The sequence below is a fragment of the Phreatobacter oligotrophus genome (genome assembly GCF_003046185.1).
Taxonomy (GTDB): Bacteria; Pseudomonadota; Alphaproteobacteria; order Rhizobiales; family Phreatobacteraceae; genus Phreatobacter; species Phreatobacter oligotrophus.
In genome coordinates, this window is sequence record NZ_PZZL01000004.1 from 215,560 (window position 1) to 236,483 (window position 20,924).

At 66.9% G+C, this 20,924-nt stretch carries 16 protein-coding genes and 2 tRNA genes; 6 read left to right on the plus strand and 12 right to left on the minus strand.

The features are described from left to right. Window positions 1–10: 10 nt before the first annotated feature. Window positions 11–1,765, minus strand: coding sequence for an arginine--tRNA ligase (argS, locus tag C8P69_RS10850; protein ID WP_108176978.1), 1,755 nt, complete (start codon window positions 1,763–1,765; stop codon window positions 11–13). Between the two features lie 29 nt (window positions 1,766–1,794). Then, the gene (locus tag C8P69_RS10855; protein ID WP_108176980.1) at window positions 1,795–3,012 is read right to left on the minus strand and encodes a deoxyguanosinetriphosphate triphosphohydrolase; all 1,218 of its coding nucleotides are present in this window, start codon (window positions 3,010–3,012) and stop codon (window positions 1,795–1,797) included. Between the two features lie 150 nt (window positions 3,013–3,162). Here C8P69_RS10855 and erpA point away from each other — a divergent pair, with 150 nt between their 5' ends. After that, complete coding sequence (gene erpA / locus C8P69_RS10860) at window positions 3,163–3,507, plus strand: iron-sulfur cluster insertion protein ErpA (protein WP_108176982.1); 345 nt, start codon at window positions 3,163–3,165, stop codon at window positions 3,505–3,507. A 4-nt stretch (window positions 3,508–3,511) separates the two neighbouring features. Here the strand turns inward: erpA and C8P69_RS10865 are convergent, their stop codons facing one another. Then, window positions 3,512–4,117, minus strand: coding sequence for a pyridoxamine 5'-phosphate oxidase family protein (locus C8P69_RS10865; RefSeq protein WP_108176984.1), 606 nt, complete (start codon window positions 4,115–4,117; stop codon window positions 3,512–3,514). Window positions 4,118–4,209: 92 nt separating this feature from the next. Here C8P69_RS10865 and xth point away from each other — a divergent pair, with 92 nt between their 5' ends. Continuing rightward, a complete protein-coding gene (xth, locus tag C8P69_RS10870) occupies window positions 4,210–4,992 on the plus strand; it encodes an exodeoxyribonuclease III (RefSeq protein WP_108176986.1) in 783 nt (260 codons plus the stop codon). Here xth and C8P69_RS10875 read toward each other — a convergent pair. The 4 genes from C8P69_RS10875 to C8P69_RS10890 form a co-directional block, all read right to left on the minus strand. Then, complete coding sequence (locus C8P69_RS10875; protein WP_108176988.1) at window positions 4,989–6,362, minus strand: cytochrome P450; 1,374 nt, start codon at window positions 6,360–6,362, stop codon at window positions 4,989–4,991. The two genes, xth and C8P69_RS10875, sit on opposite strands and share 4 nt — an antisense overlap. A gap of 13 nt (window positions 6,363–6,375) precedes the next feature. After that, window positions 6,376–7,164 (minus strand): tetratricopeptide repeat protein, encoded by a 789-nt coding sequence (locus C8P69_RS10880; RefSeq protein WP_245901986.1) that lies wholly within the window; start codon window positions 7,162–7,164, stop codon window positions 6,376–6,378. A gap of 13 nt (window positions 7,165–7,177) precedes the next feature. Beyond that, window positions 7,178–8,896, minus strand: coding sequence for a dihydroxy-acid dehydratase (ilvD, locus tag C8P69_RS10885; protein ID WP_108176992.1), 1,719 nt, complete (start codon window positions 8,894–8,896; stop codon window positions 7,178–7,180). A 297-nt stretch (window positions 8,897–9,193) separates the two neighbouring features. Next, entirely contained in the window at window positions 9,194–11,860 is a 2,667-nt protein-coding gene (locus C8P69_RS10890; RefSeq protein WP_108176994.1) for a valine--tRNA ligase, read from the minus strand. A gap of 120 nt (window positions 11,861–11,980) precedes the next feature. Here C8P69_RS10890 and C8P69_RS10895 point away from each other — a divergent pair, with 120 nt between their 5' ends. Beyond that, window positions 11,981–13,195, plus strand: a complete 1,215-nt coding sequence (locus C8P69_RS10895; RefSeq protein ID WP_170118208.1) for an MFS transporter — start codon at window positions 11,981–11,983, stop codon at window positions 13,193–13,195. A gap of 6 nt (window positions 13,196–13,201) precedes the next feature. Here C8P69_RS10895 and C8P69_RS10900 read toward each other — a convergent pair whose 3' ends face one another. The 3 genes from C8P69_RS10900 to C8P69_RS10910 all read right to left on the minus strand — a co-directional run bounded on the left by C8P69_RS10900 (window position 13,202) and on the right by C8P69_RS10910 (window position 16,250). Continuing rightward, window positions 13,202–13,852 (minus strand): PopZ family protein, encoded by a 651-nt coding sequence (locus C8P69_RS10900; protein WP_108176998.1) that lies wholly within the window; start codon window positions 13,850–13,852, stop codon window positions 13,202–13,204. A 153-nt stretch (window positions 13,853–14,005) separates the two neighbouring features. Further along, window positions 14,006–15,442 (minus strand): TolC family outer membrane protein, encoded by a 1,437-nt coding sequence (locus tag C8P69_RS10905; RefSeq protein WP_108177000.1) that lies wholly within the window; start codon window positions 15,440–15,442, stop codon window positions 14,006–14,008. 157 nt (window positions 15,443–15,599) lie between these two features. After that, entirely contained in the window at window positions 15,600–16,250 is a 651-nt protein-coding gene (locus C8P69_RS10910) for a protein-L-isoaspartate O-methyltransferase family protein (protein ID WP_108177002.1), read from the minus strand. A gap of 230 nt (window positions 16,251–16,480) precedes the next feature. Between C8P69_RS10910 and C8P69_RS10915 the strand changes: the two genes are divergently transcribed. Next, window positions 16,481–16,554: transfer RNA gene (locus C8P69_RS10915), tRNA-Cys, on the plus strand. A gap of 12 nt (window positions 16,555–16,566) precedes the next feature. On the opposite strand, the gene C8P69_RS10920 is transcribed toward C8P69_RS10915, so the two are convergent. Beyond that, a complete protein-coding gene (locus C8P69_RS10920; protein ID WP_245901987.1) occupies window positions 16,567–16,863 on the minus strand; it encodes a hypothetical protein in 297 nt (98 codons plus the stop codon). A gap of 129 nt (window positions 16,864–16,992) precedes the next feature. Between C8P69_RS10920 and C8P69_RS10925 the strand changes: the two genes are divergently transcribed. Further along, window positions 16,993–17,067 (plus strand) — tRNA-Asn (locus C8P69_RS10925). 332 nt (window positions 17,068–17,399) lie between these two features. Here C8P69_RS10925 and C8P69_RS10930 read toward each other — a convergent pair. Then, the gene (locus C8P69_RS10930; protein ID WP_108177004.1) at window positions 17,400–18,320 is read right to left on the minus strand and encodes a hypothetical protein; all 921 of its coding nucleotides are present in this window, start codon (window positions 18,318–18,320) and stop codon (window positions 17,400–17,402) included. 976 nt (window positions 18,321–19,296) lie between these two features. Between C8P69_RS10930 and C8P69_RS10935 the strand changes: the two genes are divergently transcribed. Further along, complete coding sequence (locus tag C8P69_RS10935) at window positions 19,297–20,745, plus strand: cryptochrome/photolyase family protein (RefSeq protein WP_108177006.1); 1,449 nt, start codon at window positions 19,297–19,299, stop codon at window positions 20,743–20,745. Window positions 20,746–20,924: the final 179 nt, after the last annotated feature.

The window sequence follows — 20,924 nt, forward strand, 5'->3', positions numbered from 1 at the left end:
CGCGGCGCGATCAACGCATTTCTTCGACGGCCTCGACACCGAGGATCGCAAGACCCGATCTGAGAACGGTCACGATACCCTGGACCAGCGCAAGGCGCGCCGCCGTCATTTGTCGATCATTTTCCATAATGAAGCGTAAATGCGACGAATCCTTCCCGCGATTCCACTGCGAATGGAAGTCGGACGCAAGCTCGTACAGGTAGAAGGCCACACGATGTGGCTCATGCGCCTGAGCCGCCGCCTCGATGAGCCGCGGATACTGGGCGATCCGCTGGATGATGGCGACTTCCCCCTGGTCGTCGAGGCGGTCCAGCGCCGCAGCCGAGAGCGCGGCGGCTCCGAGGTCCATGTCGGGCACCGCGGCCGCGGCGTTCCGCAGGATCGAGCGGCAGCGCGCATGGGCGTACTGGACGTAGAAGACCGGATTGTCCTTCGACTGCTCGACGACCTTGGCCAGGTCAAAATCGAGCGTCGCGTCGTTCTTGCGGTAGAGCATCATGAAGCGCACCGCATCGCGGCCGACCTCGTCCACCACCTCGCGCAGCGTGACGAAATCGCCCGAGCGCTTCGACATGCGCACCGGCTCGCCGTCGCGGAACAGCCGCACCAGCTGGACGAGCTTCACGTCGAGCGCCGCCTTGCCACCGGAGATCGCCTTCAGCGCCGCCTGCATGCGCTTCACATAGCCACCGTGGTCCGCACCCCAGACGTCGATCTGGTTGAGGAAGCCGCGATCGGCCTTGTCCTTGTGATAGGCGATGTCGGAGGCGAAATAGGTATAGGTGCCGTCCGACTTCATCAGCGGACGGTCGACATCGTCGCCAAAGGCGGTGGAGCGGAACAGGGTCTGCTCGCGCTCCTCCCAGTCGGCATCGTCGGCGCCCTTCGGCCGCTCCAGAACGCCCTCGTAGATGTTGCCCTGGGCGCGCAGCGCCTCGATGGAGGCGCGCACCTTGTCGACCGGCGCCTGCAGCGAGCGTTCCGAGAAGAACACGGAGTGGCTGACATTGAGGGCTTCGAGATCGCCGCGGATCTCCGACATCATCGCGTCGATGGCCGCATCGCGGCAGAGCGGCAGCCACTCGGCCTCCGGCGCCGTCATCAGGCGGTCGCCATAGGCGGCCTTCAGCGCCTCGCCGACCGGCTTCAGATAGTCGCCGGGATAGAGCCCCTCGGGAATGGTGATCGTCTCGCCATTGGCCTCGCGGTAGCGCAGATAGGCGGAGCGGCCGAGCACCTGCACCTGCGCGCCGGCATCGTTGATGTAATACTCGCGGGTGACGTCGTAGCCGGCGCGGTCGAGGAGATTGGCGAGCGCATCGCCGAACACCGCGCCGCGGCAATGGCCGACATGCATCGGGCCGGTCGGGTTCGCCGAGACATACTCGACATTGACCTTGGCGCCGCCGCCGATGGCGACCCGGCCGAAGGCCTCGCCCTGGGCCACGGCCGCGGACAGGATGCGCGGCCAGACCTCGGCCTTCACCGTGAGGTTGATGAAGCCGGGACCGGCAATGTCCACCTTGGCGACATCAGGCACGGCGGCGAGCCGCGCCGCGATCTTCTCGGCGAGGTCGCGCGGCTTCATGCCGGCGTCCTTCGACAGGACCATGGCCGCGTTGGTGGCGAGGTCGCCATGGGTCGGATCGCGCGGGGCTTCCACCACGACGCGGTCGAGCGCGGCTTCCGGCAGGACGATGCCGTCGGCGGCGAGCGCGGAGACCGCCGCACGCACGTGCTGGGTGAAGAGAGCGAAGATGTTCATGCCGATGACCTGATGGGAGGCGGTCGCCTCTAGCGCAGATCGGGGGTCTGGGCAAACAGGCGGCGATGTTCGTCGAGGGCATAGCGGTCGGTCATGCCGGCGATGTAGTCGGCGGCACGGCGGGCGCGACGGGCCTCATCGAGCAGTTCGACATCGGCAGACCATTGCGGCGGCATGGCGGTGGGGTGCTCGAAGAAGGCGGCGAAAAGGTCGCGCACCACGCCCGCCGCATCGCGCCGGATCGGCACGACCCGGGGGTGGCGGTAGACGTTGGCGAAGAGGAAGCGCTTGATCCCGTCATCATAGTCGCGGATCACCGACGAGAACTGCACCAGCGTGCGACCGGCGGCGCGGATGTCCTCCACCGAGGCCGGCGCCAGCGCGGCGATGGCCCGGCCCGCCTCGCCGATCACGTCCTCGACCAACCGGGTGATGACGCGCCGCGTCAGCTCGTTGATCTCGCGGCTCTTCTCGAGCATCGGATAGCGCCCGCGGATTTCGGCGAGGAACTCGGCGGCCAGCGGCACCTCCGCGGCAAGATCGTCGAGGGTGAAGAGCCCTGCCCTCAAGCCATCGTCGATATCGGCCGCGTCATAGGCGATGTCGTCGGCGATGGCGGCCGCCTGCGCCTCGGCGCTGGCGTGGGAGGCAAGGTCGAGCGGCTGGAGCGCGTCATATTCGAGGATCGCGACGGGAATGCCGTGTTTCGCGTAGCGCTCTGTCGGCTTGCCATCGGCGCCGATCAGCGGCCCGTTATGCTTGACCAGGCCCTCCAGCGTTTCCCAGCTGAGATTGAGCCCGTCGAAGCCGGCATAGCGGCGCTCCAGCCGCGTGACGATGCGGAGCGACTGGGCATTGTGGTCGAAGCCGCCATAGGGCCGCATGACCTCGTCGAGCGCGTCCTCGCCGGTATGGCCGAAGGGCGTGTGGCCGAGGTCGTGGGCCAGCGCCAGGGTCTCCGCGAGATCCTCGTCGAGACCGAGAGCACGGGCGAGCGAGCGGGCGATCTGCGCCACCTCGATCGTGTGGGTCAGGCGGGTGCGGTAATGGTCGCCTTCCGGAGCGACGAAGACCTGAGTCTTGTGCTTCAGACGGCGGAAGGCCGTGGCATGGACAATGCGGTCGCGGTCACGGTGGAATTCGGTGCGCGTCGGCGATGAGGGCTCGGCGACGAGCCGGCCTCGACTCCGCCGGGAATCGGAGGCGTAAGGGGCCAGCGGCGGATAAAAGTAGCTCGCGACGGCCATGCGGGTTCAGGTCCCCTGCCCGGCCTGCCCCAGCGCGTCATCGGCGGGTGATTGACCGGCACCAGGGGCGCACATACCTATGGGACAGGCGCGCCGCAAGGCTGCGCTTCCCTTCCATGTGTTTCCGGCCTTGAACCGGGGAGACATCTCATGACCACCGAGACGCTCGACACGCCCGTCACCGTCACTGACCGCGCCGCGGCGCGGATCACGAAAATCATGGCGACAGAGCCGCCCGGCACGATGCTGCGGATTTCCGTTGAAGGTGGCGGCTGCTCCGGCTTCCAGTACCGCTTCGACTTCACCACCGAGCGCAATGCCGACGACCTCGCCATCGAGAAGTCCGGCGCGACGGTCCTCGTGGACGAGGTGTCCCTGCCCTACATGGCCGGGACAGAGCTCGACTGGGTCGATGACCTCATCGGCTCGGCCTTCAAGCTCCGGAACCCCAATGCCGTCGCCAATTGCGGCTGCGGCACCAGCTTCTCGCTCTGATCGATCAGTAGAGCGTGGTGGCGACCCGGCCGGGCAGCGCCTGGTCATAGGCTTCCGCGTCGAAGCTCTCCTTGGCGCTCTTCAGCATCTGCCCCGGGCTCGGCAGCTCGCCGCGCGGCCGCTGCGCCGCCGGGTCCCACAGGCGCGAGCGGATCAGCGCGCGCGAACACTGGAAATAGACCGTCTCGATGCTGATCACGAGCCCGGAGACGGGAGCCTTGCCGTCGATGGCGGTGGGTCCGAGCAGCGCCGGATCGGTGGTGATGCGGCCGCGGCCATTGATCCGCAGCGTCTCGGCAACGCCCGGCACCATGACCAGCAACGCCACGCGCGGGTCACGCACGATGTTGAGCAGGCTGTCGATCCGGTTGTTCCCGCGCCGGTCGGGAATGAGGATCGTGCGCTCGTCGAGCACCCGGATGAAGCCCGGCGGATCGCCGCGCGGCGTCGCGTCGAGCCCTTCGGGGCCAGCGGTCGCCAGCACGCAGAAGGGCGAGGCCTTCACCAGCGCCCGGTAGGCGGGCGTCAGGTGGGGAACCTCCTTGGCGATCGAGGCTTCTCCCACCGGACCGTAGAGAGCCTTCAACGCCGCCTCGTCGTCGATCCACATGGCCCTCTCCGTCTCGCTGCTGCCGTCGCCGGGGGCGACCGCGGCCGAAGCTGGCGCTACAGTGCGCCGGCCGCAGAATCGCAGGACCCGTCATGATCGTCGCCACCTGGAACGTCAATTCGGTCAAGATCCGGGTGGAGAACACGCTCGCCTGGCTGAAGGAGCGCGATCCCGACATCGTTTGCCTGCAGGAGCTGAAATGCGTCGACGAGGCTTTCCCGCGGGAGGCCTTCGAGAGCGCCGGCTACAATGTCGCGACCCACGGCCAGAAGACCTATAACGGCGTCGCCATCCTCTCGAAGCTGCCGCTGGAGGATGTGACGCCCCGCCTGCCCGGCGACGAGGCCGACGAGCAGGCCCGCTACCTCGAGGCGGTCGTCTCGACGCCGAGCGGCGCGGTGCGCGTCGCCAGCCTCTACCTGCCCAACGGCAATCCGCTCGGCACCGAGAAGTTCAGCTACAAGCTCGCCTGGATGGACCGCCTCATCCGCCATGCCCGCGCGCGGCTGGCGCTGGAGGAGCCCTTCCTCCTCTGTGGCGACTACAACGTCATCCCCATGCCGGAGGACGCCAAGAACCCCAAGGACTGGGTGAATGACGCGCTGTTCCAGCCGGAATCGCGCGGCAAGCTGCGCGAACTCGCGGCCCTCGGCTTCACCGATGCGCTGCGCGCCTGTGACGATTCACCCGGCCTCTATTCGTTCTGGGACTATCAGGCCGGCGCCTGGCAGCGGAACAACGGCATCCGCATCGACCACCTGATGCTCTCGCCGCAGGCCACGGACCGGCTCGTCACCGCTGGCATCGACAAGCATGTGCGCGGCTGGGAAAAGCCGAGCGACCACGTGCCGGTCTGGTGCGAGATCCAGACCTAACGGCGCTCCACCCGCATCGGCATGCCACCCTCGGGACGCAGCGTCAGCCGCGTCGTCGGCATGGGCCTGTGGCCGGGAAGCGGCACGAAGCGCAAGGACCGGATGAGGGTCGCCAGGATCGCCACTGCCTCGATCTGGGCGAAGGCCGCGCCGATGCAGATGCGCGGGCCCGCGCCGAAGGGCAGATAGGCGCCGCGGTGGAGCTGTCGTGCCTTCTCGGGGGCAAAGCGGTCGGGATCGAAGGCCGCCGGATGGTCCCAGATGAGCTTGTGGCGGTGAACGGCGTAGACCGGAATGTAGACCGGCGTGCCCTTGGCGAGCTGCCTGTCGCCGAGCGTGACATCCTCCGCCGCGATGCGGGGAATGATCGGCGCCGGCGGATAGAGCCGCATGGCCTCCTGGATCACCTGCTTCGTATAGGCGAGCCCCTCGATATGGGCGGCCTCGACCGGCCCAGCCCCGACGACACGCTCCACCTCGTCGAGAAGCCGCGCCTCGACCGCCGGCGCGTGGCCGATGAGCCAGAGCGCCCAGGTCAGGGCCAACGCCGTGGTCTCGTGGCCGGCGACGACGAAGGTGAGGAGATTGTCCGCAAGCTCCGCATCGGTCATGGCGCGCCCGTCTTCCGGATCAGTCGCGGCGATCAGCGCGTCGAGAAGATCGGGGACGGGGCTCGGGGCGATTCGGCGCTCGGCGATCACCCGCGCCATCTCGGCGCGCAGGAAGCGGTTACCGGCCATGGCCCGCCGACGCCCCGGATAGGGCAGCCAGTCCGGCAGTCGCAGCGTCGTATAGGCGGCGATCCAGCCGACCGTGTCGAAATAGCGGGAGATTTCCTCGCCGAAACGCTTGGTGTCGAAGCGGGTGCGGCCTGACAGCATGGTCTCGACGATGACGTCGAAAGTCGTCTCCATCATCGCCTCGGCCATGTCGACCGTGTCGCCGGACGAGGCCCCGAGGCGGTCGACCGTGGTAATGGCGGAGGCGGTGAAGGCCGGCAGGAAGGACAGGATCGTTCCGTGCCGGAACGGCGGCGAGGCGGCGCGGCGCTGCCAGCGCCAGGCGGCGCCCTCGGCGGTGAAGATGGAGTCATCGCCCACCGCGGGGCCGATCGTGCGGCGGATGATCGGCGCCTTGGGGAAGGCGGCGGCTATGCCGACCAGCACCTCGTCGACCAGCGGCGGGTCCATGACGAAGAGCAGGCCACGCTTGCCGAAGGGCACTTCGAGGGTCTTCTCCTCGAACACTGCCTGAGGCCAGGTGGCGAGCGGATTGTCGACGAGGCGGCGCAGGAACCGGAGAAGCCCCAAGGGCTCCACCGGATGGCTCAGGACCTCGGGCGTGAACAGCGCGCCGTCCGCCGCCGTCATGCGCCCCCGCCCTTCATCGGCGAACGGTCTTGATCCAGGCCTCGACCATGCGCAAGGCCACGCCGCGCTCGTCGTCCGAGGCCTGACGCATGGCCTCCTCGTACATGTCGGCGATCCAGGTCTCGTTCTCGTTCGCCGATTCCTTGGCGAGCGTCAGGAACATGAGGCCACGCGGGGCGGCGCGCGGCACGTCGCGGCCGGTGAACAGCATGTGGCCGAGCACGGCCTGCGCCTGGTGGTGGCTCTTCTGCGCGGCGAGCTGCAGCCAGCGGGCGGCCTGGCGCGGATCGCGCTGGGTACCCTTGCCTTCCAGCATCATGCGGCCGAGCCGGAACTGGCCATCGGCATCGCCGAAGGTCGAGGCGGCATAGAAATAGAGCTCCACCGCCTTGGACGGGTCCGGACGCACATAGGTGTTCGGAATGCCCTCGACGAGGTAGTTGCCCATGGCCACGAAGGCCGAGGAAATGAAGCGCGCGTCGGGCGAGTTGGGACCCTCGTCGCGGCGGGTGATGGTGATCTGGCGGAAGGTCTCGAAGGCCTTGAGATCGGAGCGGGCGACGCCGTCGCCCTCCATGTACATGCGCCCCAGGCGCCAGGCGGAGGCGGCATGGCCGCCGCTCGCGGCATACTGGAGGGCCGATACGGCATCGTCGGTGCGGCCGTCGCGCAGCGCCCGGCCATAGGCGCGGAAGGCGTCGAGCGCCGAGCGCGCGTCGCCGGCCGGCTGGCCGTCGAAGGCAAGCGCCTGCGCCACCGGGAGAGCCCCGGTGAGCAGCGTCGCGGCAACGGCGACGCGCATCAGGCTGGAAAGCTCAGATATCCGCATAGACGTGCTTTTCCCCGGCACCGCCCGGATGGGTCACGGCACCGTCAACCGCAGGTCCGACCTGCTGGGCATATTTCCAGATGGCGCCCGCGCCGTACTCCGTCGGCTTCGGGCCAGTCCATTCCTTCTTACGCGCCCGCAATTCGGCGGCCGTAAGGCGAACCTTGAGCGTTCCCTTGACCGCATCGATCTCAATCATGTCACCGTCGCGCAAGAGCGCGATCGGGCCGCCGACCTGGGCCTCGGGGCCGACATGGCCGATGCAGAAACCGCGGGTGGCGCCGGAGAAGCGGCCATCGGTGATGAGGGCGACCTTGTCGCCCATGCCCTGGCCGTAGAGGGCCGCAGTCGTCGCCAGCATCTCGCGCATGCCGGGGCCACCCTTCGGGCCCTCGTAGCGGATGACGATGACCTCGCCCTCCCGGATGGTGCGGTCGGTGACGGCCTTGAAGCACTCCTCCTCGCGGTCGAAGCAGCGGGCCGGGCCCTTGAACTTCAGTTTCTTCATGCCCGCGACCTTCACGATCGCGCCCTCCGGGGCGAGGTTGCCCTTGAGGCCGACGACGCCGCCGGTCTTGGTGATGGGCTTGGAGGTCGGATAGACGACGTCCTGGTCGGGGTTCCAGCGCACCTTGGCGAGGTTCTCCGCCATGGTGCGGCCGGTGACGGTCATGCAGTCGCCATGCAGGAAGCCGCCGTCCAGCAGCGCCTTCATCAGCAGCGGGATGCCGCCGGCCTCGAACATGTCCTTGGCGACATACTTACCGCCCGGCTTCAGGTCGGCGATGTAGGGCGTGCGCTTGAAGATCTCGGCGACGTCGAACAGGTCGAACTTGATGCCGCATTCATGGGCCATGGCCGGCAGGTGGAGCGCGGCATTGGTCGAGCCGCCCGAGGCGGCGACAACGGTCGCGGCATTCTCCAGCGACTTGCGGGTGACGATGTCGCGCGGGCGGATGCCCCGGGCGATCAGCTCCATCACCTTCTCGCCGGCGGCGTAGCAGAAGGAATCGCGGATGTCGTAGGGAGCCGGGGCGCCGGCCGAGTAAGGCAGCGCGAGACCGATGGCCTCGGAGACGGTGGCCATGGTGTTGGCGGTGAACTGGGCGCCGCAGGCGCCGGCGGAGGGCGCGCCGACGCGCTCCAGTTCGTCGAGGTCCTCGTCGCTCATGGCGCCGACCGAGTGCTGACCGACGGCCTCGAAGAGATCCTGGACGGTGACCTGCTTGCCGCGGAACGTGCCGGGCAGGATCGAGCCGCCATAGATGAAGATCGACGGCACGTTGAGGCGGATCATCGCCATCATCATACCCGGCAGCGACTTGTCGCAGCCCGCAAGGCCGACCAGCGCGTCATAGGCGTGGCCGCGCATGGACAGTTCGACCGAGTCGGCGATGATCTCGCGGGAGGGGAGCGAGGACTTCATGCCGGCATGACCCATGGCGATGCCGTCGGTCACGGTGATGGTGCAGAACTCGCGGGGCGTGCCCTGGGCCGCCTCGACGCCCTTCTTCACCGCCTGCGCCTGGCGCATCAGCGCGATGTTGCAGGGCGCGGCCTCGTTCCAGCAGGTGGCCACGCCGACGAAGGGCTGGTGGATCTGCTTGGTGGTGAGACCCATCGCGTAGAGATAGGAGCGATGGGGAGCCCGGGACGGCCCCTCCGTCACGTGGCGGCTGGGCAGTTTGGACTTGTCGAACGTCATACCACTCACCGCGCCACCACCCCGAGGGACGACCGGCGACAGCGAGACGAACCATTCACGGCGAACGACCCGAAGACCATCAACACGGCGCCCAGAAAAACGTTCTCCATCGACGATGGAAAACAGACGTTTGTCCCGAAATTTCTGCGCTTCGGCCTGTGGCGGGATTGCGGCGAAAGATGGTGAACGACCCGTTCCGCTTCGAGCCGTTCCAGCCTGTTGCGGAAATGACACGAAAACACCGGCGGGCCATGGCCGCGCCGGTGCTCTCATGCGACAGGATATGGGACCGCCGGCTCAGCCCAGCGCGGTCAGCCGCAGCAAGGCCGTCTCGATGCTGGCCTTGCGCTCCACCGCCTCGGCGCGCTTCTCGTGCTGCTCGGCGATGACGTCTTCCGCCGCGCGGGCCATGAAGTTGGCGTTGTTCAGCTTGCCGTCGCAGCGCGCGATGTCGCCCTCGGCCTCCTTCAGCGCCTTGGCGAGGCGCGTCCGCTCGGCTGCGACGTCGATGAGGCCCGCCATGGGCAGGGCGAGGGTCTCGCCGCGCACCACCAGCTGGACCGAGCCGGCGGGCGCCTCACCGGCCGAGGAGATGCCGGAGAGCCTCGCAAGGCGGTTGAGCAAATCGCCATAACGGCCTGAGACAGCTGTCGTCTTGTCCGATGGCGCGATGAGCACAAGCGGCACCTGCGTCGCTGGAGCGACGTTCATCTCGGCCCGCACCGAGCGGATCGCGCTGATCGCATCCACCAGCCAGCCGATCTCGGCCTCCGCGTCCGGGTCGACGAGGCCATCGAGGGCCGGCCAGTCGGCGAGCGCCAGCACGCTCGCCCGCGCCGGGCCCGCCTCGCCCGTCACCGTCCAGAGCTCCTCGGTGATGAAGGGCATGAACGGGTGCAGGAGCTTCAGGATCTGGTCGAGCGTCCAGGCGGTCGCGGCGCGGACCTCGGCCTTGGCGGCCTCGTCCGTGCCGGTGAAGATGGGCTTGGCGAACTCCAGGAACCAGTCGCAGAAGATGTTCCAGACGAAGCGGTAGGCCGCGCCGGCCGCCTCGTTGTACTTGTAGGCCTCGATGGCCGCGGCGGTCTCGGCGACGGCCTTGGCCGTCTCGCCGACGATCCACTTGGCGAGCGTCGTCTTCACCGCCCTGGGGTCGAAGCCCTCGACACGGCGGCACTCGTTCATCTCGGCGAAGCGGGCGGCGTTCCACAGCTTGGTCGCGAAGTTGCGATAGCCCTCGACGCGCGAGCGGGCGAACTTCACGTCCGAGCCCTGGCTCGCCTGTGCCACGAGCGCGAAGCGCAGCGCATCGGCACCGAACTCGTCGATGAGGCCGAGCGGGTCGACGACATTGCCCAGCGTCTTCGACATCTTGCGGCCCTTGTCGTCGCGGACGAGGCCGTGGATGACCACGTCGGAGAAGGGCTTCTCCCCCATGAACTGGAGGCCCAGCATCATCATGCGGGCGACCCAGAAGAAGATGATGTCGAAGCCGGTGACGAGCGTCGCGGTCGGGTAGAAGCGCTTCAGCTCCGGCGTCTCATCCGGCCAGCCCAGCGTCGAGAAGGGCCACAGGCCCGAGGAGAACCAGGTGTCGAGCACGTCGGGGTCGCGGGTGAGCGGCACCCCTGCCCGGCCGAACTGCGCATCGGCCTGCGTCTGCGCCTCGGCCTCGCTGGCGGCAACGAAGATCGTGCCGTCTTCGGCATACCAGGCCGGGATCTGGTGGCCCCACCAGAGCTGGCGCGAGATGCACCAGGGCTGGATGTTCTCCAGCCAGCGGAAATAGTCGCCCGCGAAGCGCTCCGGCACGAAGCGCGTCTCGCCCTTGCGGACCGCCTCCAGCGCCGGCTTGGCCAGCGTTGCGGCATCCACATACCACTGCTCGGTCAGCCAGGGCTCGACCACCGCGCCGCCGCGCTGGGCATGCGGCACCATGTGGGTGTGCGGCTCGATCTTCTCGACGAGGCCGAGCGCCTCGAGGTCCGCGACGACCTTCTTGCGGGCCTCGAAACGCGGCAGGCCGCGATAGGCCTCCGGCGCGTTCTCGTTCACCACCGCCGAGGCGTCGAAGATGTTGATCAGCTCGAGGTTGTGGCGCTTGCCCACCTCGAAGTCGTTGAAGTCGTGGGCCGGGGTGATCTTCACCGCGCCCGACCCCTTCTCCGGATCGGAATAGGTGTCGCCGACAATGGGGATCTCGCGGCCGACCAGCGGCAGCACCACCATCTTGCCGATGAGGTGCTTGTAGCGCTCGTCGTCAGGATGCACGGCGACCGCCGTGTCGCCCAGCATGGTCTCGGGGCGCGTCGTCGCCACCGTGATGAACTGGGTCGGGTCGTCCTTCAGCGGATATTTGAAGTGCCAGAGGTTGCCCTTCACCTCGAGCGAATCCACCTCGAGGTCGGAGATCGCCGACTGGAACTCCGGATCCCAGTTCACCAGGCGCTTGTCGCGGTAGATGAGGCCCGCCTTGTGCAGGTCGACAAAGACCTTGATGACGGCCTTCGACAGGCCCTCGTCCATGGTGAAGCGCTCGCGCGACCAGTCGCAGGAGGCGCCCAGCCGCTTCAGCTGGTTGACGATGGTGCCGCCGCTCTCGGCCTTCCACTCCCAGACCTTCTCCAGGAACTTCTCGCGCCCGAGGTCGCGCATCTGGATCTGCTTCTCGGCGAGCTGCCGCGAGACGACGAGCTGCGTGGCGATGCCGGCATGGTCGGTGCCCGGTTGCCAGAGCACGTCGCGGCCGTTGAGGCGCCAGTAGCGGCACAGCACGTCCTGCAGCGTGTTGTTGAGCGCGTGGCCCATGTGCAGCGAGCCGGTGACGTTCGGCGGCGGGATGACGATGCAATAGGGATCGGCGCCGGCGCGATCCGGACGGCCGGCGCGGAAGGCCTCGGCGGCCTCCCAGGCGGCGGCGATGCGGGCCTCGATGTCCTTCGGCGAATAGGTCTTCTCGAGCATGGCGTCCGGCGGTCCGTGGCTGGGGAGCGCACCAAAGCCGCGCCGCGGCGCGGAAGTCAACATTTCTGCCATGCGAAGCCGTGACTTGCCGCAATGCGAAATCAGTCCACAAACACGGGGATGACGCCGGAAACCGCCGCCCCCGCTGCCGAAGACGCCATTCCGTGGCGCTCGCTCATGATCCTGGGGTCGGCGAGCTTCGCCTCGTCGGCGGCGTTGCGCTTCTGCGATCCCCTCCTGCCGAAGCTCGCCAACGCCTTCTCCACCACGCCGGGCGCGGCGGCGATCGTCGTGACGACCTATTCGGTGGCCTATGGCGGCTTCCAGCTCGTCACCGGCCCGCTCGGCGACCGCTACGGCAAGGTGCGCCTCGTCTCGCTCGGCGCCATTCTCTGCGGCCTTTTCACCATTGCCTGCGCCTTTGCCGTCAGCCTCGACCAGATCGCCATCCTGCGCCTGCTCGCCGGCCTCACCGGCGCAGCCATCATCCCCAACTGCCTCGCCTTCATCGGCGACACCATTCCGGCCTCCCAGCGGCAGGCGGTGCTGGCCCGCTACATGATCTTCATGAGCGCCGGGGCGGTGAGCGGCCAGGCCATCGGCGGCATCATCGCCGACGCCTTCGGCTGGCACGCGGTCTTCCTGATGGTCGGCGCCTTCCTGGTCATCGCCGGCACGGTGCTGACGCTGCAATTGCGCACCAATCCCGTCCTGTCGAAGCGCTCGGCCCTGCCGCAGGGCGGCCTTGCCGGCTCGTTCCGCCAGATCGCCGCCAGCGGCCGCACGCCAATGGGGCGGCTGGTGCTGGCCACCGTCTTCATGGAGGCGTGCTTCTACATCGGCGCCTTCACCTTCCTCGGCGCCTATCTGCGGTCCGAATTCGCGATCAGCTACACCGCCATCGGCGCGCTGACGGCGCTGAGCGCGCTGGGAGCCGTGATCTACTCCTCCGCCGCGCCGGCCCTGCTCGCCCGCTACACCCAGGCGACGCTCTTCGTCGGGGCCGCCCTCGCCTTCTCGGCCAGCTTCGCGCTTCTCGCCGTGGCGCCGGTCCTCGCTTTGGTGGCGATCGCCATCGTCATCGGCGGGGCGAGCTTCGCCCTCTTCCACAACGCCCTGCAGAATCTGGCGACGCAGATGAACCCGGAGGCGCGCGGAGCTTCCATCGCCACCTTCGCCTTCTGCTTCTTCGCGGGACAGACGGCCGGCGTCTTCGCCTCAAGCTTCGTCTACGACCACTGGGGTGCCGTTCCGCTCTTCGCGGGATCGGCGATCCTCATGCCCCTGCTGATCCTGTGGTTCCGCGGACGGCTGGCCGCCCTGCGATCGGCCTGACCGGCCTCAGCGGCCGGGGCCGCGCGACACGCGCTCGATCTCGGCCCGCACCAGCCGTTCCACCAGCTGCGGCAGGTTGTCGTCGAGCCAGGTCTTGAGCATCGGCCGGAGCATGTCCTTCAGCAGGTCCTCGATGGTGCGGTTCGACCCGACCATCATCGAGTTTGCGAGGGAGCCAAAGGCGGCACCGACAGCGGCATGGGCCTCGGCCGACAGCAGCGCAGGCGCCGGACCCGCCGGCGGCGCATAGCTCGGCGGGGGCGGCGGCGGAGCCGCATCGACGAAATCGAGATCAGCGCGCTGGGCGATCGGCTTGATCATGCCCATCCGCTCGGGAACGGCATCCGCCTTGCTGAGCTCGAGAATCTCGGGCTCCGGCGGCGGGGGCGGCGCGTCCTGTTTCGGCGGGGGCGGCGGCGGTGGCGGGGGAGCGGGCTCCTCCTCCATCGCGTCGAAGCCGGCGAGCAGAGCGTCGATGTCGTCTTGCGACTTCGGCGCTTCCTCGGCTGCGGGCGCGGGAGCGGGCGGCGGTGGAGGCGGCGGAGCGGCTGCCTTGGCGGCCGCCGGCTTGGCCGGTTCGTCATCGGCGATGATGCGGCGAATCGAAGCGAGGATCTCCTCCATCGACGGTTCGTTCGCCTTGGCCGTCTGTGACATCCCCGCCCTACCCTGACGTCGCACGCTCGGAAGCGAAGGGATCGGATCCGGCCATCGGCCGAATCGCTTCCGAATCAACTGTGACGACTATGCACTCTCGCACCCTGTGTGGCCAACCGAGAGGCCGGCGATCCACAGCAAACGCAGCCGCTTTTAGCGACCGTCCGGCGTGCGCAGACCGATCCACTGGTCGCGCACCTGGTTGTAGTGCTGGGTCGGGTCGAAGATCTCGGTCTGCAGCGCCAGACGCGGGGCATTGAGACGACCCATCGCCGAGAGCACCGAATAGGACAGCACGACCCGGTCCCGCTGGGCGCGGACGAGCGCCACGCGGGCCTCGGTGAGGTTCTGCTGGGCATTCAGCACGTCGATGATGGTGCGCTGGCCGACCTTGTACTCCTCGCGGATGCCGTTGACGGCGATCTCCTGCGAGCGAACCTGAACTTCGGCAGCCTGGATCTGCGCACGGGCGGCCTCGAGGGCGGCCCAGGACTGCATCACCGCCTGACGGACGCTGGCTGCGGCCGTCTCGATCTGGATGCGACGCTGGCCGTAGGTCTCCTTGGCCTGGCGGATCGTCGCAAAGTCGCGACCGCCATTGGCGAAGATCGGGATCGTCAGCGTGACGCCGAGCGAGGCGGTGAGCGACTGGCCGCTGGTCACGGCCTGTTCGGCGGCGCGGGTCACGGTGCCGCTGAGGCCGAGCGTCGGATAGAGCGCCGATTCCGCAATGCGGACCTGGAGCATCTGCGCATCCGCACCGTGGCGGGCGCCGATGATCGAGGGATGCTCGGTCTGTCCGGCGAGAATGGCCGAATCGAGCGTGCGCGGCAGCAGCCGCTCGACTGTGCGGGCCGGAACCAGGCGAGCGGGAAGCACACCCACCTGCTGCTGGTAGACGGCGCGGGCATTGGCGAGATCGGATTCGGCACCCGTCGCCGTGGCGATGGCCGCCTGGAGCGACGATTCGGCCAGCGCCACGTCGGTGCGGGTGACTTCGCCGACATTGAAGCGGTCACGGGTCGCGCGCAGCTGCTCCCGCAGGACCTCGACGTTGCGGCGGCGCAGTTCCAGCACCGCCTGTTCGCGCAGCACGTTCATGTGCGCGGTGGCGGCGGACAGCAGCACGGTCTGTTCGGTGTTGCGAAGGGTCTCCCGCGCCACCAGAACGTTCTGGTCGGCCTGGCGGACCGTGTTGGTGGTGCGATTGCCGTCATACAGCGTCTGCGTCACCGACAGGGTGGCCGCGCGGGGCTCCAGGCGCGACGTGCTCCGCGACCCGGCGACCGTCACCGGCACGCCGTTGGAATTGGTCCCGCGTGCACCCACGCTGGATTCCGAATACTGGCCTGCCGCGGTGATCGTCGCGCTGACCGACGGACGATAGCCCGACAGCGCGGCCGGCACGCCTTCATTGGCGACGCGAACGCCCGCACGGGCGGCATTGAGGTCGGGGTTGTTGCGATAGGTCTGGACGAGCGTCTGCTCGATGGACTGCGCCCGGGCGGGGGGAGCAGTCAGGGAAAGGGCGAGGATCGCGACGGAGACTGCCGCCGCGGAGCCGGCACGAGACCTCGTGGCTCCGGTCATGGACACACCTGCATTCTGGCGCCCCCCGGAGCGTCCGCCACGACTCCAGGGCAATTGATAACGTTGGTTAAAGGGATTGGGCGCGGGAGGGAACCCCCGCGGCGGCCTAGACCGACGTTACCCACCGTGGTGCAGCATGAAGGCCACACCCCTTGCGTCAGAAGACGAAACCGCGCGGCTTCTCGAAGCCCGGAAGCGGCGGGATGGCGGCATCGAAGGCCTGCCGGATGCTGATCTCGGCACCGATTCGGGTGTGGACGAGACACTTGGCCGCGCGGCCATGGCCGACCACCGCAACGAGGCGGCCGCCCTCGGCGAGCTGGTCGAGAAGGGCCGGCGGCACCTGCTCGACAGCGCCTTCCACCACGATCACGTCGAAGGGAGCCTTGGCGGCGGCGCCGCCGGTGAGCGGCCCTTCCACCACCGTGACATTGGCATCGCCGGCCAGCGTGCCGCGGGCGACGCCGACAAGCGCGCCGTCCTGTTCGAGAGCCACGACCTCGGCTGCGATTCGTCCCAGCACGGCGCTGGAATAACCGGTGGCAGCGCCGACATCGAGGACGCGGTCCTGCTCGCCGACAGCGGCGGTCTGGATCATGCGCGCCAGCACCATGGTCTCGATGAGATAGCGCGCGGGCTCACCGCCCAGCGAGATGTCGTCATCGAGATAGGCCAGGGCCTTCAGCGAGTCGGGGACAAAATCCTCGCGCGGCACGGCCATGAGCGCATTGACGATGCGCGTGTCGGTGACGTCGTTCACGCGGATCTGGGTATCGACCATGGTGCGGCGCGCGCGGGCGAAGTCCATCACGGGATCATCCTCGGATCGCGATCGGCACGGCGAGCCCGCCGCGCCAGTTCTGTTCCGTCTTTACCGGTTGCGACGCGAAAAAGGCAAGCTGTCGCACCGCCCGGCAACCGGCCCAGGCCGTCAACGCTATCCCGCTGCCGGGTTGCGCGCGGCGCGGTTGCGGGGTCGGTGGCTCCATGCTAGAGCCACCGCACTCCGCGCCGGCTCGTCCGGCGGACCCCCCGGATGGCCTCGTGGCGGAGTGGTTACGCAGAGGACTGCAAATCCTTGCACCCCGGTTCGATTCCGGGCGAGGCCTCCACCTTCCCCCTCCTTACGCGCGTTTCGGCGTCATCATCGCGTTGAGCTTCGGCCAGCGGCGGGCGATCGTGACCGTCATGCGGCGGCGCGACCGGCGCACGCGGGGGCTGTCGACCGACAGGATCACGAATCCCACCGGCAGCATCCAGATGCCGAGGACCGGCAGGACGCTGAACACGCCACCGGCCACGAAAGCCCAGCCGAGCGCCTGCCGGCGCAGCCGCGTGCGGGGCAAACGGTAGGAGCGCCCGAAGATCGTCGTGCGATACGGGGCTTTGGGCGAGGTCTCGGGAGAAGTCGCGGCGGTCATGGGCCAGTGATGGGGGCCAGCGGCCCGTCTTTCAACAGACCGTCGGTCGAAAAATGCGTTGCGCGACGATTGGCCCTTGGCAGGTGCGAAACACCTGTGCTATTCGCGCCGCTCTCACGACGAGCGTGATCCTCGGTAGCTCAGTGGTAGAGCAACCGGCTGTTAACCGGTTGGTCGCTGGTTCGAATCCGGCCCGGGGAGCCATTAACATCAAGGGGTTAGCCGAAACTGGCTAACCCCTTTTTGCTGTCCATCTGCGCGATATCTGCGAAGTCGGGGCTCGATACCGATTTGGCCGCCCCAGTGCCCCCTTCGAGAGAATCTCTCGCACAATGTCGGGCCGCGGATACGGCGTTTAGTCCGCGGACACTGCATAGGGTGGGATCGCAGCCCCGTCACCGGAACGAATGGACCGATGGCGGTCATTGAATCCGAACGCCGACGCCTTTCTCAAACGAGCGTGCTTGTCTTTCTTCAAGTCAGCTTCGATTACGCCGGTGCACCCGATAGCGCTGGCTTAGTGCACCCAATGGGCATTACCCATAATCCTTGGGCACTGATCTTTTCGGCCTCCGTGGCTTCCGGCCTAGGCCAGGGCTTTCGCCGCGCTGGCTCTTTTCGCTTGCTTGAGGCGGCTCTGATGGCGGCTTTTGCGGATCACTAACCGCCTCATGCAACGCGTCTTGGTCTCTCGAAATGGCCGCAGACACTTGGATGAAATTCATCGGCGTTGAGAGCAGGACCAGAAATGCCAACGCCGCAATGTTGGCAAGGACCACAAATAATGAGTAGGGTAAAAATGCCAACAGCGGCATGTTACCTGAAGACATGTAAATAGAAACCCCGATCGCCGAGTAGTGCATTAATAGAAAACTAAAAAATATTGCAAACATGAACGCCGAAACTAAAAAGAAAATCCGCCTCGCAGTTGGCGTTGTTTCAAAAAAATCATAGTTCCAGATGTTCATCTTTGAACGGAATATTTTGATAAAGAACTCGGAGAGACGGTCCGATGCCGTTGCGAATTCCGGGTCGCCACCGTGCGATCTTGCGTCCCGAATAGCATACTGATCCACAATGGCCGAATAGGCCTGCCAATTAACGAAGGAGATCGCAAAAAACACGAAAGAGACACTTGCCAATAAAGTTAACGCCTCCAAAGCAATGGGTATCTCGGAAATTTTCACGCCAAAAATTGGCGTCTGTAAGCGGCTTCCATTGATGAATAGCATTGCAAAAATGTCTAGCACGACGAACGATCGCATTAGATTGTCGCGTCGACGCTCCGCCTCAGAGAGGCGCAACAGAAACCTCTTGTACGCTTTCCTCGTCTTGAGGTCTGGATTGAGCGCAATTTCTCTCTCTACCGTAAACATAAATCGCACAATCGGCGATATTTTGATGGGCGACCTAACGAACGCGCCCGCCCCAGGCCCTTGGAACTCGCTGCCGGACATAGCCAATTTTCCGCTGATAAGTTGCGCGCATTCAGGCAGTATACCCTAGCGAGCAAGCAGGGGTAAAACTGTGCGCGCGATCTGCACAATTGTTCTCATGGCAATGGCAGCGTGGGGTAATCCGGGGTTTGCGCGAGACGCACCTTTGCCCGCTCCCGCGCATGACCACGGGCTCTGGCGCGTCCACCGCAGTTTTGATCGACTGACCGATACGGTCTCGTGCATGGTGATTCACGAGTTCAACGAGAACCTAGCTCTGACACGCAGAGGGCTGATCTTCTTCTACAGGCACAGGGGCGGCATCGCCGGTTATCGATATAGGTTGGACGAGGCGCCAGCGACCAATTTACGCATCCCTTCTCGGTTAGATCGACTGACCGATACACTGACATTTCAGGGCCGCAACTTGGATGCGATCCTAAGAGCCAAGCGACTGCGCGTGTCCGCGATCACTCTAGCCGGGGGTGAAAACTTCGACGACATTGACCTGAATGGATTGACCCGAGCCCGCGCCGATATGCTCAACGGTTGCAATGTGCGGTCGGGTATGCCGTTGCCAGAACCTAGGCCCGACGCCGTTGGTGGAAGTAACGAGCACCCGATCACTGAGATTTTTCGCGAAATATATGACATTCCCCTTCATGAAAGGCGATTTTGGCAGCCTAATAGCGTGCCGGTTGACGACGAACTTAGGGCGGTGCAATAGAATATCAAATCGATAGAGAATATTAACGAAGACTATTCTCTGGGCACCGGAACGCGAGCATATCTAATTCGCGACGAATTGGCTAAACCACCTTGTTGCGGTCGCCACTATTAACGATCTTGGTCGCGCAAGTCGAAATTCGCACCCCCGAAACGCAGACCGCGTTTCGAGGGTTTTGCTTTGGGCGGCCGTGGGGCACTCAACTCTGCCGAACCCGAACAATTTGCGGCCTGCGGTGAACCGGCCCTTCGCCCGCCCCGTAACCTCGCCATGCCGCAAGCGCCTGTCATCGTTTGGTTCCGCGACGACCTCCGCCTCTCCGACAATCCCGCCCTCTCGAAGGCCGCGGCGAGCGGTGGGCCGGTCATCTGCCTTTACATCCGCGAGGAGACCGGCACCGGCCAGCGCGCCATGGGGGCCGCCGCCGCATGGTGGCTCGCCCAGAGCCTCAGGGCGCTGGGGGCGGATCTGGAGAGGCTGGGGCAGCGGCTCATCCTGCGCAGCGGCAAGGCGGCCGAGGTCCTGGCCTCCGTGATCGCCGAGACCGGCGCGGGCTCGGTCGTCTGGAACCGCCGGTACGACGCCGGCGGAATCGCCACCGACAAGGCCATCAAGAGCGATCTGGCGGCCCGTGGAATCACCGCCGAGAGCTTCGGCGCCAATCTCCTGCGCGAGCCATGGGAGGTGAAATCGGCGGTCGGCGAGCCGATGAAGGTCTTCACCCCCTTCTGGCGGGCCCACCAGCGCCTCGGTCACATCCGCGCGCCGCTGCGGGTGCCGACGGCCCTCCCCGCCTTCGCCGGGCCCGTGGCCAGCGAGACCGTTGAGGAATGGGGGCTGGAGCCGACCCGGCCGAACTGGGCCGCGGGCTTCACCGATCACTGGACGCCGGGTGAAGCGGGTGCGCAGGCGCGCCTCAAGGCGTTCCTCGCGGGCAGTCTCGATGGCTATGCCGACGGCCGCGATCGGCCGGACCGCGCCTCGACCTCGCGGCTGTCGCCGCACCTGCGGTTCGGCGAGATCTCGCCGGTGCAGATCTGGCACCGGACCCACATGGTGGCCGGCATGGAGCCGGGCCGCGATGTCTCGAAGTTCCTCGCCGAAGTGGGCTGGCGCGAATTCGCCTACCACCTGCTCTTCCACTTCCCCCATCTGCCCGAAGCCAATTACCAGCACCGCTTCGATGCCTTCCCCTGGCGCGCTGATGCGCCGGCGCTGAAGGCCTGGCAGAAGGGGCTGACGGGCTATCCCATCGTCGATGCGGGCCTGCGCGAGCTCTGGCACACCGGCTGGATGCACAACCGCGTGCGCATGATCGTCGCATCCTTCCTGGTGAAGCACCTGCTCATCGACTGGCGCGCCGGCGAGGCCTGGTTCTGGGACACGCTGGTCGATGCGGATGTCGCCAACAATCCCGCGAGCTGGCAGTGGGTTGCCGGCTCAGGAGCTGACGCCGCCCCCTATTTCCGCATCTTCAATCCGATGCTGCAGGGCGAGAAGTTCGATCCGAAGGGCGACTATGTCCGCCGCTGGGTGCCGGAACTCGCCGGCCTCCCGGCCAAGGCGATCCACACGCCCTGGGAGGCGCCGCTCGCCATCTTGCACAAGGCCGGGGTGCGGCTGGGCGAGACCTATCCCAGGCCCATCGTGGACCACGACGCCGCGCGGGCGCGGGCGCTTGCCGCCTTCGCCACGATCCGCGAGCCGAGCGCCGCCTGACCTGCACATGTCCGGGAACCACCAGAGGCATTGATGGATTTCTCAACTCGCCTAGACTGCCACGAGCGCTGGAGGGTGACCTCGGCTCTGGAGCGTCACCCGGCGCGGCCCGGAACCGCAGGGACGGACCGCTCGGTCGCCGCGACCCCGAGCGCAATGTGGGGTCCGTCACACCCGGA